The sequence below is a fragment of the Vibrio olivae genome (genome assembly GCF_042428525.1).
In the GTDB taxonomy this organism is placed as follows: domain Bacteria; phylum Pseudomonadota; class Gammaproteobacteria; order Enterobacterales; family Vibrionaceae; genus Vibrio; species Vibrio olivae.
Genome location: NZ_JBHMEP010000001.1, coordinates 2109553 through 2122504, shown reverse-complemented (window position 1 = coordinate 2122504; position 12952 = coordinate 2109553). Strand labels below are relative to the sequence as shown.

16 protein-coding genes and 1 other RNA gene are annotated in these 12952 nt (G+C 46.6%); 9 read left to right on the top strand and 8 right to left on the bottom strand.

From position 1 onward, the window contains the following. Window positions 1-73: 73 nt before the first annotated feature. From rpiA to ACFFUV_RS09790, 4 genes are all read right to left on the bottom strand, one after another. Window positions 74-730: a ribose-5-phosphate isomerase RpiA gene (gene rpiA / locus ACFFUV_RS09805; RefSeq protein WP_390191735.1), complete on the bottom strand. Its 657-nt coding sequence runs from the start codon at window positions 728-730 to the stop codon at window positions 74-76. Window positions 731-788: 58 nt separating this feature from the next. Then, entirely contained in the window at window positions 789-1385 is a 597-nt protein-coding gene (locus ACFFUV_RS09800) for a 5-formyltetrahydrofolate cyclo-ligase (RefSeq protein WP_390191732.1), read from the bottom strand. A 36-nt stretch (window positions 1386-1421) separates the two neighbouring features. Further along, window positions 1422-1604: non-coding RNA, 6S RNA (gene ssrS, locus ACFFUV_RS09795), on the bottom strand. A gap of 26 nt (window positions 1605-1630) precedes the next feature. Continuing rightward, window positions 1631-1939, bottom strand: a complete 309-nt coding sequence (locus ACFFUV_RS09790; protein WP_390191729.1) for a cell division protein ZapA — start codon at window positions 1937-1939, stop codon at window positions 1631-1633. 234 nt (window positions 1940-2173) lie between these two features. Between ACFFUV_RS09790 and ACFFUV_RS09785 the strand changes: the two genes are divergently transcribed. The 3 genes from ACFFUV_RS09785 to ACFFUV_RS09775 are packed head-to-tail and all read left to right on the top strand — an operon-like array spanning window position 2174 to window position 5183. Then, the gene (locus ACFFUV_RS09785) at window positions 2174-2749 is read left to right on the top strand and encodes a YecA/YgfB family protein (protein WP_390191728.1); all 576 of its coding nucleotides are present in this window, start codon (window positions 2174-2176) and stop codon (window positions 2747-2749) included. Window positions 2750-2760: 11 nt separating this feature from the next. After that, entirely contained in the window at window positions 2761-3939 is a 1179-nt protein-coding gene (gene ubiH, locus ACFFUV_RS09780) for a 2-octaprenyl-6-methoxyphenyl hydroxylase (RefSeq protein ID WP_390191725.1), read from the top strand. 17 nt (window positions 3940-3956) lie between these two features. Next, a complete protein-coding gene (locus ACFFUV_RS09775; protein ID WP_390191723.1) occupies window positions 3957-5183 on the top strand; it encodes an FAD-dependent 2-octaprenylphenol hydroxylase in 1227 nt (408 codons plus the stop codon). A gap of 53 nt (window positions 5184-5236) precedes the next feature. On the opposite strand, the gene ACFFUV_RS09770 is transcribed toward ACFFUV_RS09775, so the two are convergent. The 3 genes from ACFFUV_RS09770 to ygfZ all read right to left on the bottom strand — a co-directional run bounded on the left by ACFFUV_RS09770 (window position 5237) and on the right by ygfZ (window position 7486). After that, on the bottom strand, window positions 5237-5443 hold the full coding sequence (locus ACFFUV_RS09770; RefSeq protein WP_390191720.1) for a stringent response modulator YtfK: 207 nt from the start codon (window positions 5441-5443) through the stop codon (window positions 5237-5239). 605 nt (window positions 5444-6048) lie between these two features. Then, window positions 6049-6522 (bottom strand): aminoacyl-tRNA deacylase, encoded by a 474-nt coding sequence (locus ACFFUV_RS09765; RefSeq protein WP_390191929.1) that lies wholly within the window; start codon window positions 6520-6522, stop codon window positions 6049-6051. Continuing rightward, a complete protein-coding gene (gene ygfZ / locus ACFFUV_RS09760; protein ID WP_390191717.1) occupies window positions 6515-7486 on the bottom strand; it encodes a tRNA-modifying protein YgfZ in 972 nt (323 codons plus the stop codon). Before ygfZ ends, ACFFUV_RS09765 begins: the two co-directional genes overlap by 8 nt. A 186-nt stretch (window positions 7487-7672) precedes the next feature. On the opposite strand from ygfZ, the gene ACFFUV_RS09755 reads away from it, so the two are divergent. Further along, complete coding sequence (locus tag ACFFUV_RS09755; protein WP_390191715.1) at window positions 7673-7933, top strand: FAD assembly factor SdhE; 261 nt, start codon at window positions 7673-7675, stop codon at window positions 7931-7933. Beyond that, complete coding sequence (locus ACFFUV_RS09750) at window positions 7902-8333, top strand: hypothetical protein (RefSeq protein ID WP_390191712.1); 432 nt, start codon at window positions 7902-7904, stop codon at window positions 8331-8333. Before ACFFUV_RS09755 ends, ACFFUV_RS09750 begins: the two co-directional genes overlap by 32 nt. Window positions 8334-8357: 24 nt before the next feature. Here the strand turns inward: ACFFUV_RS09750 and nadB are convergent, their stop codons facing one another. Further along, window positions 8358-9968 carry an L-aspartate oxidase gene (gene nadB, locus ACFFUV_RS09745; protein WP_390191710.1) on the bottom strand — a complete coding sequence of 537 codons (1611 nt, stop codon included), beginning with the start codon at window positions 9966-9968 and terminating at the stop codon, window positions 8358-8360. 324 nt (window positions 9969-10292) lie between these two features. Between nadB and rpoE the strand changes: the two genes are divergently transcribed. Genes rpoE through ACFFUV_RS09725 form a run of 4 tightly spaced genes read left to right on the top strand, consistent with a single transcriptional unit; the run spans window position 10293 to window position 12951 of the window. Then, a complete protein-coding gene (gene rpoE / locus ACFFUV_RS09740; protein WP_390191707.1) occupies window positions 10293-10871 on the top strand; it encodes an RNA polymerase sigma factor RpoE in 579 nt (192 codons plus the stop codon). A gap of 27 nt (window positions 10872-10898) precedes the next feature. Further along, entirely contained in the window at window positions 10899-11522 is a 624-nt protein-coding gene (locus ACFFUV_RS09735; RefSeq protein WP_390191706.1) for an RseA family anti-sigma factor, read from the top strand. Next, on the top strand, window positions 11519-12484 hold the full coding sequence (gene rseB / locus ACFFUV_RS09730) for a sigma-E factor regulatory protein RseB (RefSeq protein ID WP_390191704.1): 966 nt from the start codon (window positions 11519-11521) through the stop codon (window positions 12482-12484). The genes ACFFUV_RS09735 and rseB overlap by 4 nt, the downstream gene beginning before the upstream one ends. Next, window positions 12481-12951: a SoxR reducing system RseC family protein gene (locus ACFFUV_RS09725; protein ID WP_390191702.1), complete on the top strand. Its 471-nt coding sequence runs from the start codon at window positions 12481-12483 to the stop codon at window positions 12949-12951. Before rseB ends, ACFFUV_RS09725 begins: the two co-directional genes overlap by 4 nt. The last annotated feature ends 1 nt before the right edge of the window (window position 12952 follow it).

The following is a 12952-nucleotide window of genomic DNA, read 5'->3' as shown; positions in this document are numbered from 1 at the left end:
GAGAAAATAAAAAATGGCGCCTTCAGGCGCCACATGTAATTAAGTAACAGAAAAGTCGCTATTTGTTTAACTTTTATTCATCAATTTTAGCACCGTTTGGTGTCCCGGTGATCACTACGTCTGCGCCACGTTCTGCGAACAGTCCGACGGTGACTACTCCGGCGATGGCATTAATTTGTTGCTCAAGCTGTTTGGGGTTGGTGATCTGCATGTTGTGCACGTCAAGAATGACATTGCCATTGTCGGTGACAACGCCTTCGCGGTACGCGGGGTCTCCACCGAGTTTAACCAGTTCACGGGCGACATAAGAGCGGGCCATTGGAATCACTTCAACAGGCAGCGGAAATTGGCCTAAAACCTCCACCGCTTTTGTGTCATCAACAATACAGATAAACTTTTTGGAAATCGCCGCAACGATTTTTTCACGGGTAAGCGCTGCACCGCCACCTTTGATCATCTCGCGAGCAGGGTTGATTTCATCTGCGCCGTCAACATATACATCCAAAGACATGACATCGTTACAGCTAAATACTTCGATGCCCAGTGCTTGCAGTTTCTCAGTTGAGGCATCAGAGCTGGAAACCGCGCCTTTGATCTCATCTTTCATGGTCCCTAGAGCATCAATGAAGTGATTAACGGTTGAGCCTGTTCCGACGCCAACAATGCTGTCTTTTTCAACATATTTTAAAGCTGCCCAACCAGCTTCTTTCTTCATTTCATCTTGAGTCATGCTCATCTCCTGAATTGACACTGTGTCCGCTAAGATAAATTGCGCGAATTATAACGGCTTAGTGTTTGAATTCCCAATGCCATATGCGCGATGGGGTCACTATTTTCGGCAAAGGCACATCCCACTCTTCTGTCGGGAGTCGCTCGACATGTTGGCAATCATGGGCAAGGCCTATAGGCGTTGGACCGACGCCCGTGGCAAACCAGCGGGCAAGGCTACGATCGTAATAACCGCCGCCCATCCCCAGGCGATGACCTTGAGAATCAAAACCAACCAGAGGCGTGAATACTAGGTCTAGTTGCTCTATGGGTTTGACTTGCGTTTGGTCTAGCTTTGGTTCGAAGATGCCATATTTGTTGGTCATCATTGGCGTATGCTGGTGATAATGGAGAAACAAAAGATGCCCCGGCGAAAAAGGATGCAAAACCGGCAAATACACTTGCTTACCTTGTGACCACAACAATTCAATCAAAGGCTGAGTATCGATTTCACCATCGTTAGACAGGTATAGAGCGATATGTTGACTGATTGCGAGTTCAGGGAGCGTTTGACATTGAGAAAGCAGTTGCGCTGCGGCGTGCATTTGAATCGTCTCATCAAGCTGGTTCCGTTGCTGACGAATATACTGACGAAATTGACGACGAGTCTGAGCCATATCCGTGCCCATTGATTGAAAAGTAGTAAAAGAGAAGGTTACCCCAGGGTGCCGTTGAGGAATTTTGACCCATGAACCAGCTGGTTCAGGGCGGATTGGCAAGATGACCGTAGGCTTCTCGGTACGAGCCGAGCTTGCTCAATAGCCATCAATTACTAATCCTTCGGTGTTGCTTATCGGCTCAGGGACGTAATCCTCTGTCGCACACCCCAGGGTAAATCTGAATTCTTTGTGTACCTGAAAAGCTATGACTGCGTTTTCGTTACTTGAGTAAGTATACCATCAAGTGACGCGGTAAGCTTTTCCATTTTCTCGGTCAACGAATGTTGTCGCTGTGCTTCATCTTGTGAGCGAGATTGTAACTCATAGCATACATTTAATGCAGCTATGGTCAACAGTTGAACCTCGTTGGTGACTTTTGTCTTAGAGCTCATTTCTTCAATGCGAGAGTTCAAATCTTGGGCAGCTCGAATCAACGACTCTTCTTGCCCTGCAGGGCAATTTACTCGAGTGAGTTTACCTAAAATTTCGACTTCTACCGCTTGATTGCTCATAAGAATTCTCAACACCTAATTTGGGTGATCAAGATGGTTGAACACCGAGGTGGAAACTATAGGAAAAGCGACTTTAAGATTCAAGCTTTTCACCTGAGTTCTGACTAAAACCATCGGTGATGAACCAGTAATTGGACAATTTGATTAAAAGCTAGGCACTGAAGCTCTGTCAACATTTTCGCCGATGGCTGGTAAGTGATAGAATTAAACATATTTTTGATAATGGATAGAGCGATGAGCGAAACCTCACTCCCTGAATATCAATCTGTGGCTTCAACGCTGCAGTCGGCCAGTTTAGCGGTGACGCCTGCAGAACTGCACGGTTTATTATGTGGCATGCTCAGCGGTGGGCTGAATAGCCAAGATCAAAGTTGGCAGCCAATTCTTTTTGATTACACCAATGATGGCATGGCTTGGCCGAGTAACGCCGCGCAGGTCGCGACATCACTGCTTGAATTGAGTAGTAAAGAGTTCCATAGCAATGCACTCAGTGTTTCGCTACTCCTTCCTGATGACGATAGTGATATTTTTCAGCAGGCGGATGCAGTATCCGATTGGGTAAATCACTTCATTTCTGGTTTGGGTTTGATTGGCGCGGACATCAAAAAAGCGTCGAAAGAAGCCAAAGAAGCGCTCGCCGATTTGGAAGAGATTGCCAAATTGGGGATTGATGAAGACGATGACCTAGAAGAACAAGGTGCATTGTTGATTCAAGTGATCGAACACATCAAAGTGTGCGTACTGACCGTTCATGCCGAATTTGGTGTACGTCCTTCGGCAACTGAAGCGGCTTCGCCGACCATTCACTAAGAGCGAGCGCCATGAAACAGTTCGATATTGTTATTGCTGGTGGAGCGATGGCGGGAATGACGCTGGCTTTGGCGATAAGTCGTCGTTGTCAGCACCCATTGTCAATTGCGATTGTCGAGCCGTTTGCTGCTGATCATCAAGCGCATCCAGGGTTCGACTCGCGGGCCATTGCGCTCTCTTACGGGACGGTACAGCTACTCAAAGAGTTTGAACTTTGGCAGCATATTCGCTCACTAGCGACCCCGATCGAACAGATTCATGTTTCTGACCGTACCCATTTAGGCATGACTGAAATTACGTCTACTGAAGTGGGATTAGAGGCGCTTGGGTATGTGGTCGAATTGGCGGATGTCGGGCGCGAGTTTTCCGCATTAGTCGCCAAGGACCACCAAATAGACTTATTGTGCCCAGAGTCAGTGGTAAATATTGAACGTGACCAACATCGTGTCACTATCGAGCTGGCAAGCGGGGACGCGATTCAGTCCAAACTGCTGGTGGCTGCTGATGGTGCCATTTCAACGTGCTGTGAAAAAATTGGTTTATCACTTGAAGAGCATGATTTTGAGCAAGTTGCAGTCATTGCCAACATTGTGACGGCGAAGCCACATCAAGGATGGGCATTTGAGCGTTTTACTGATGAAGGGCCGGTTGCGTTGTTGCCGATGAGTGAGCAACGGATGTCTCTAGTATGGTGTATGTCAGCTCAGCAAGCTGAGGATGTTAAGTTGATGCAAGATGAGCAATTTATCGCGACATTGCAGCAACGTTTTGGCTGGCGTTTGGGTAAAATAGAAAAAGCAGGTGAGCGCGCAAGTTATCCGTTAACCCTTCGTTACCGACCACAAAATATTTCTCATCGATTTGCGATTGTAGGTAACGCTGCGCAAACGTTGCATCCTATTGCTGGACAAGGCTTTAATCTTGGTATTCGTGATGTCGCCAGTTTAGCGCATGAAATTGGCTTGTCGTTAGATGATGCGGGAGACTACGCCATGCTTAGCCGTTTTCGTCAGCGTCGAGAGCATGACCGCCAAGCAACGATTGGGCTCACTTCTTCGTTAGTCCATCTGTTTTCTAACGATTATTTATCGCTGCGCATTGGTCGAAACCTGGGGTTACTCGCGCTGGATCGCGTACCCGGTTTAAAGGTGCCTTTATTACAACGTACGCTTGGATTGGTTGAGCGTTAATATTAGGAAAAGTTATCATGATGCAAAGCGTTGATATTGCCATCGTCGGCGGTGGTATGGTGGGTTTAGCCCTCGCTGCAGCTTTTAAAGAGTCAGATCTACGTATCGCGGTGATCGAGGCTCATGTTCCAGATAGCCAACTTGAGTCTTTGCCCGATATTCGTGTTTCCGCATTAAGTCGTTCAAGCGAAACGATATTACGTAATCTAGGCACTTGGAGTGGTATCACTCAGCGTCGAGCGGCACCTTACTCTGCGATGGAAGTGTGGGAACAAGATAGCTTTGCGCGAATTGAATTTAGTGCACAGCAGCTGGCCCAGCCTGATCTTGGCCATATTGTCGAAAATCGAGTTATTCAACTGGCGTTGCTTGAACAAGTTGAAAAGCAGGCCAACGTGAGTTTGTATATGCCAGCCCAATGTCAAAGCTTGGCTATGGGAGAAAGTGAAGCCTGGCTGACGCTTGATAATGGCCAGTCATTAACGGCTAAGTTGGTTGTTGGAGCGGATGGAGCGAATTCTTGGGTGAGACGCCAATTGGATATCCCTTTAACCCACTGGGACTACGGGCACAGTGCGGTGGTGGCAACGGTTAAAACTCAGCAACCCCATGAAGAGATCGCAAGACAGATCTTTACCTCACAAGGCCCTCTGGCTTTTTTACCGCTGGGTGACCCGCACCTTAGTTCCATCGTGTGGTCCACTGATCCAAATCGTGCCAATCGCTTGGTTTCGCTTTGCGATGATGAATTTAATAAAGTCTTGGCTGCAGAATTTGATACACGTCTTGGATTATGCCAAGTCGTGAGTGAGCGCCAAGCCTATCCGCTCAAAATGCGCTATGCACGGGATTTTGTTCTCGATCGTATAGCCTTAGTGGGAGATGCTGCGCACACCATTCATCCTTTGGCGGGGCAAGGAGTGAACTTAGGGCTACTCGATGCCGCCAGTTTGGCACAGGAAATTCATCAGTTATGGCGTCAAGGTCAAGATATTGGTGCTCGGCGGTCTCTGCGTAATTACGAACGTTGGCGCAAATCTGAAGCGGCCAAAATGATCGCTGCGATGCAAGGCTTTCGTGATTTGTTTGACGGTAATAATCCGGCGAAAAAGTTGTTCCGTGGTATTGGTATGAAATTAGTCGGTCAGCTACCGGGAGCGAAAGACGAAATTATGAAGCGAGCCTTAGGGCTAAAAGGTGAGTTGCCAGAGTTGGCGAAAACCTCGTTTTTTGAATCGGTATAAGGCAAAAAGGTTGGCATAAGCCAACCTTTTTTTAATTCATGGCTGAAGTGCGATTACGCGTAGGCGCAGCGTAACTTCATTATCTCTTCGTTCACTTCTTTCACCGCCTGATAATGGCGCTTTTCGGCTTTTTCTGGAAGAATCAGTTTGCCGTTGTCGAACTCAAATTTGCCAATGCCGTAGATATAAATTCTACCTTTAAAAAGTCGACTTACGTGTTTAGCAATCATACCGGGTGTATAGCGCTTAAACAGTCTCATAGTGTAATCCTTATCTTTTTCAAGCGCTGCACATTATATAAAGCCCACTCAAAAAAGGTGTGATACCAGTGGGATAATATGCAGTAAAATGACATGCGTTTGGATACTTTTGCTGTTGTGTGCAAAAAATCAGTTAAATATCCAATTTAGTGTGACGCTTTCCTCATATTTATACTGTTATAGGCGAAAAAAGTTCAGTGGGTGTATTACGCCTAAGGTTTATGACCGTTTTAAGAATAGACGAAGATTTTTTTTATGTGCTAGTTCTCGGTCAGAGGTTTGAGAAAAAAAGCCCGCGCGATGGCGGGCGAATAGTCACAGATGCATTACACAAAAAGTGGATGTCCTGAAACAATCAGTGGATTCACTTTTTCGTTGGAGAAGGAATCGCGCCGTTACCAACAAACTAAAAAGCGTTTGCAAGTAACCACACGTCAAAACAATACAACTTCATTTGTTTGAACTTTAACCAACGAACTCAGCATAAATTAAAAACATAGCTGTGACTACTTATGCTTTTAATTTGAATAAAAATTTATGATGTTTTATATCATTAGTGAGGTGGTTGTCACGTTTTTGGTGTAATGTGATGTATGGCACTCTACTTAACGACACAGATCGGCAAGGGTAGGTTGGCATAACTGGATTAAATCAGCGGAGCTAAGCGCGATACCAGCCATATTATGGCCACTACTGATCGTAATCGTCTTCTGCGTGACCAACTGATGATCCATTAAGATGGCCATTGGATGTTTGAGTAATAAAGGCGTAACGCAACCGACTTGATATCCAGTAATCTCTGGGACTTGGCTGAGTTCAACACAGGTCATCCTTCGGCATTGTAAAATTGCGCGGGCTTTTTTAGGGTCAACCGATTGATCGCCGGGGACGCACGCTAGAGCGTAAAGGTTTCCCATATCACGTAATAAAATGGATTTTGCCATCTGGCTAGGTGCGATACCGCGTTGCTGGGCGGCATCGATAATGGTCGTTGCGGGACGTTGATGAGGCAGCAGGCGATAATTCACCTGCTGAGCATCTAAATATTCAGTAATACATGTAGAGAAAGGGCTACTCATCATCCAAAGAATACGGCAGAGGTTGAATACTCCAGCGCGTTTCTGGCTGGGCTTTCAAACGTAAAACGGTGTCAGGTTCTAAGTTATTCGGAAGGACTGCAAGAGCGATCGCTTGCTGGTTGTTAAACTGATAGCCTGCCATTAAGGTACCAGCTCCTCGCCAGTTTTCTCCTACGGCACGTTCAATTTCACATTGACCAAAATCGGTGATCTCCTGCTCGGTGTTACCTGCCAAAATGCATAGAGAGCGTTTATTGATACCGCGATATTTCGCTCGAGCCACGGTTTCTTGCCCGGTGTAACACCCTTTGGTGAAACTGATTCCCCCCAATGCTTGCAAATTAAGCGCTTGGGGAATGTGTTCATTTTGCTGCTTATCGGTGACTATCGGTAAGCCATTTTCGATATCAAATCGAGTCCACACTGACTCATCGACGGTTTGCGCAGAGGTATTGGCCACCAGTTGCTGAGCAAAGTCGCTATCAACTAGAAGCAGCCAACGTTGAGGATCGATTTTTACTAAACTGCCGTGCTCAAAAGCAATGACGTCAGCATTGGTATCGCCATAGTTTTTCACCCATTGCTCGGCTTGAGCACCCATGATGCCCAACGCGATGTCATCGGTTTCTTCTAAGGTTATTTTTGAAAAAATCGCGTATTTTTTCAGTTCAATCAGCTCTTTGTCGATTGCTGATTTAGGCTGAAACATCGCTAATCCATCGCGATGAGCAAAGGCTTGAAAAACACTCCATACTTTTCCTTTTGCATCACAATGGGCACCAAAGGTGGATTGGGTGTCTTGCAGTGAAACCAAATCGCAGGTCAGTTGTCCTTGTAAGTAAGAGACCTTATCTGCTCCCACCGCTGTGATGGCGCTCCAGGAGCCAAGGTGGGTAAGCATTAAGTCGGGCAAAGCGTCTTGAGGTGAGACAGAGAGCGGAGAAAATGAGTTCAACCAATCCATATTTCAGTTACCTAGTCAGATTTGGGTTATAGCACTATGTTAATGGCTAATGCTGGCGTTAAACAACCCTAAGTTGTTGCACGTATTTTTGTTAGCTTACTCGGTAGTGTGACTGAGTTAGTGGTTGTCACTTATTTTGCTTGTTACACTGCGGCGCAAACAACCAGAGGGTGAAGGATAACAACAATGTACACTACGGAAGAGAAAGCACGTATTAAATGGGCGTGTCGTCGAGGAATGCTAGAGTTAGACGTGGTGATCATGCCGTTTTTTGAAGAGTGTTTTGATTCACTAACTGAAACCGAACAGCAGCATTTCGTGTCACTATTAGAATGTGATGATCCAGACTTATTTACTTGGATTATGGGACACGGCCGAAGTGAGAACCTCAGTCACGCTGCAATGGTAGATAAAGTTGTCGCTCACAACCTCAGCAAGGTCCGTTAATTTTTTAGCTGGTCCATCCTTTTACGCTGCGATTGCCCACCTTGCTGCTTTGCAATTGGCAATCGCATTTATCTTGTTTAATCCAATACCGCTCATCGGTTGTATTCCTCTTCTGTCTCTACTGTTGGATACTTTTTTATCATCTAGGCCGCTAGGGAAACCCTTGGTTGGCGCATGCCATGTGGCGCCACATCAGCTTAAATTTGGCGAGCGCACTCACCGAATCAAGGCAACCTACTTAAATTATAAGACTTGGCTGGTGGTGTTAGAGCTAGAAGGCGGACAACGTTATTATTTATGGCGAGACAGTGTCAGCGAGCAGCACTATCGACAACTGCTGGTTATGTTGCAAAATTCGACTCCAAATAAAAAAGCCACCGATAGTTCATCGGTGGCTTGAAGAGTTTAGGTCGCGAACAGGGATTTAAAATCGTTCGGGAGTCAGGATTGTTGGGCCGCTGTTTTCCTCAAGCTCTGGGTAGTCAAGAGTGTAATGTAGGCCACGGCTTTCTTTACGCTGCATCGCACAACGTACCATCAACTCGGCAACTTGAAGCAAGTTACGTAGTTCTAATAAGTTATTAGATACTCGGAAGTTACTGTAATACTCATGGGTTTCTTGCTGCAGAAGCTGAATACGTCGCAGTGCGCGCTCAAGACGTTTGTCAGTACGGACAATCCCCATGTAATCCCACATAAATAACCGCAGTTCATGCCAGTTGTGCTGAATGACGACTTCTTCATCGGAGCTGCTGACTTGACTTTCATCCCACTCAGGAAGTGTGTGCGCAAGTTGAGCGTTGTCGAGATTATCAAGAATGTCCTTCGCCGCTGCCCAAGCATAGACCACGCATTCCAGCAGTGAATTCGATGCCATGCGGTTCGCGCCATGCAAACCGGTATAACTGACTTCGCCAATTGCGTAGAGCTGTCGTAAATCGGTTTGTCCGTGCTGATTCACCATCACACCACCACAGGTATAGTGGGCGGCTGGAACAATCGGTATCGGCTCTTTGGTCATATCGATACCAAGGTCCATCAAGCGCGAATAAATCGTCGGAAAATGTTTTTCCACGAAATCAGCCGGTTTGTGGCTGATATCCAAATACATGCAATCTGCACCAAGGCGCTTCATTTCAAAGTCGATCGCGCGTGCCACGACATCACGAGGGGCCAACTCTGCGCGTTCATCAAAATCCAGCATAAAGCGAGATCCGTCCGGGCGACGTAAATACGCGCCTTCACCGCGAAGCGCTTCTGTCAGCAGAAAGTTCCGGGCTTCTGGGTGGTAGAGACACGTTGGATGGAACTGATTGAACTCCAAGTTGGCTACACGGCAACCGGCGCGCCAAGACATGGCAATACCATCGCCCGAAGAGACATCGGGATTGGAAGTGTATTGGTAGACTTTTGATGCGCCACCTGTAGCGAGCACGACAAACTTCGCGCGAACCGCTTCAACATGCTCGTCGTTGCGATTCCAGATATAGGCACCAATGACTTTTTTGCGATCGCCACCGATACGATCTTCGGTGATGAGGTCAAGCGCATTGTGGCGTTCTAAAATGGTGATGTTCGGGTGGTTATGAACGTTATCTTGCAGTGACGTTTGCATCGCCATGCCCGTTGCATCGGCCGCGTGTAAAATACGACGATGACTATGGCCGCCTTCGCGAGTGAGGTGATAACGTGGGTGCTCATCATCGTCGTTTTCCATACGATCAAACGGTACGCCACCATCAATGAGCCACTGTACGCACTCTTTGGCATTTTTGGCGATGTACTCGACGGTCTCTTTTTCACAGATGCCAGCGCCTGCAATTAATGTATCTTGCACATGGGATTCAACACTGTCAGATTCATCAAAGACCGCGGCAATGCCACCTTGGGCATAGTAAGTCGCTCCTTCGCTGCGCGGTCCCTTGCTGAGAACGATGACTTTACAATGCTTGGCTACGCGCAGCGCTAAGGTTAGACCCGCAGCGCCGCTACCAATGACTAACACATCACATTGATGCTCTCGGTTTGCGTTCATAAAACTTTTAAATTCCCGAACTATAGTAGAGTGGTCACACTCTTATTCCATTAAATTTGCTCAATCATAGCATCGCTTTATTTGCAATTCTTAGTAAATAACATTGCTTTTCGCTATTTTCGTCCTCAAAATCGAAGCCTAGAAAGTAGGACGTGAACCACTTTGCCAGATTACTGTAAAAGTTCTGAGAAACGATTGAACTTTATTTGTATTGCCTTGTCACAATAGTGCTCAAGTAAGCAGTGGTGTCAACACTACATTTTGCATAATTAATGCCCATATCTGAGAAGATAGGGGTTTATAACGATAGGAGTATGCGCTCGAATGAACGAGCAGTTGACCGATCAGGTATTAATTGAGCGAGTTCAGAGCGGCGATAAGCAGGCGTTTAATCTTTTGGTTTTGCGTTATCAAAACAAAGTGTGCAACCTCATTTCCCGATACGTTAATAATCCCGGCGATGTGCCTGATGTCGCACAAGAGGCATTTATTAAAGCATATCGGGCGATCCCGAGTTTTCGCGGGGAGAGTGCATTCTATACTTGGTTATATCGAATTGCTGTGAATACCGCTAAAAACCATCTTGTTGCTCAAGGGCGTAGGCCGCCAGCGAGTGATGTCGATGCTGAAGATGCTGAATATTACGAAACGGCTAGTGCGTTGAAAGAAATATCGAACCCTGAGAACTTAACGTTGTCCAAAGAATTGAAACGTGTCGTTTTCAGTGCTATCGAAGCACTGCCTGATGATTTGAAAACCGCAATGACGTTGCGTGAGTTAGATGGGTTGAGTTACGAAGAGATTGCAGCGGTGATGGAATGCCCTGTTGGTACAGTTCGCTCGCGTATTTTTAGAGCCCGCGAGGCTGTAGAGAAGAAGATTCAACCCTTGATGCAACGTTAAATTCGGTAACTACTATGGTGAAAGATAATGGCTGACAAAGAAAAACTTTCAGCACTCATGGATGGAGAGTTGGTCGATAAAGCTTTAATTTCTGAATTAGAGCAAGATCAAGATAGTCTGCAGGTTTGGAAAAATTATCATCTCATTGGTGATGTGATGCGCGGTGAAGCACCTGCTAATCCAAGCTGGAATATCGCGAATAGCGTTGCATTGGCCTTAGAAAATGAACCCGCGCACGGCGTGAACGAACGTCATAGCGTGATCGGCATCAGTGAAGCTGTCACTGAGTCTCAACCTGAACCGAAAAAAGCACGTCGTCAGTTACCAACCTGGATTACGCAATTTGGTCAGGTGGCGGTCGCGGCTTGTGTTACGCTTGCCGTTGTACTGGGAGTACAACAGTATGGTGGTGACTCTGCGACAGATGGATCAGGAGATAAACTTCCTGTTCTACAAACGGTTCCTTTTGCCGGAAGTGCAGAGCCCGTAAGCTTGACACGTGAATCGGTTGAACGTCAGGTTAATGAAGTGAATGTTCAAGAGCAGCGTCGACGCATTAGCGCCATGCTGCAAGATTACGAGCTGCAATTGCGATTAAACAGTGGTGACACTGAGCATCACATGGTTGATCCTGAAACGGTAGTTGAATGAAAAAGTTTCTGATCAGTGTGCTGACACTGCTCAGTTTGAATACGACAACGGCCTTTGCAGAGGAGACTCCTGCAGAGGCTTTGTTGCTTCAAATGCATGATGCAAGTCAGCAACTTAGCTACGAACTCTCCTATATTTTGATTAAAAAAAGCAGTATTGAACCAATACTGTACCGCCACGCACGTGATGAAGACCAAAAGCAACTTGCCCATTTGGTGTATTTGAGCGGTCCTGTGCGTGAAGTGATTCGTCGCGGTGATGAAGTGAGTTATATCGAACCGAGCGTCGAACCCTTTACCATTGAGTCCGGTTTTATGGTCGCACCGACCATTCCTCTCCTTAATTCCGATGTTGAAGAGCTAAGCCGTTTTTACGATTTTATTCGTGTTGGTCGTGCTCGCGAGGCGGGGAGTGCGTGCCAAGTGTTACGTGTGGTTCCTAAAGACGGGCTGCGCTACTCCTACGTGCTGTGGATTGACGAAAAAACCAAGTTACCACTGCGCGCTGACTTGCTGGATCGCGATGGTGAAATTTTAGAGCAGTACCGAACGGTCTCTTATTCGGTCAGTGAGCGAGTCTCTGAGGTATTAGGGGCACTTAAAAAAGTGCGTTTACCAGAGGTTCTATCATTACCTAAAGGCAATCTTGATTCGACCTTTTGGCATGTCGGCTGGACCCCTAAAGGGTTCGAGGCACGAGAGTTGAACCGTTATCGTATGGCCGTGACTGATCGCTTAGTTGAAAGCCAAATGTATACCGATGGCTTGTTTAATTTCTCGGTTTATGTCTCTAATAAGGATAACGACTCGCTCAAAGGGCAAATAGTCCGCCAAGGGCGTCGAACACTACATAGCTTTATTAAAGGTCAAAATGAGATATCAGTGGTCGGGGATATTCCGCCGGCTACGGCAAAACGCATTGCTCAATCTGTGACCTTTTCACCACAGGAAGCGCAACAATGATGACGGCATTAGCGACCGTGTCAGCGGTTAAATCCATTCAACAAGGGTTTGAAGTACAACTCAACTGCGAGCAAAAAACCAGTTGCAGTAGTTGCTCGTCGCAGAAAAGCTGTGGCACTGGCATTGTCTCTAAAGCGGTCGGCAATAAAGCACTTAATTGGACGCTTAAAACCAATCAAGACGTACACACAGGCCAAGTAGTGGAAATTGGTTTTCCTGAAAGAAGTTTAATTTTATCTGCGATGGTCGTGTATATCACGCCACTATGCGCAATGATTCTCGGGGCTTTGCTTGGTCAGTGGTGGCTAGCACCGTTATTGTCCGCCGGTGAAGGGGCGGTTATCGCCAGTTCCGCGGCGTTTGTTGCTTTGGGAATGGTCGTCGCAAAACGCTTAGCTCGACGCTTAGAAGCCAACTCCGGACAACAAGTGGTGCTCGTTCGAGTGCTAGGCGAACCAATTAGCTAGT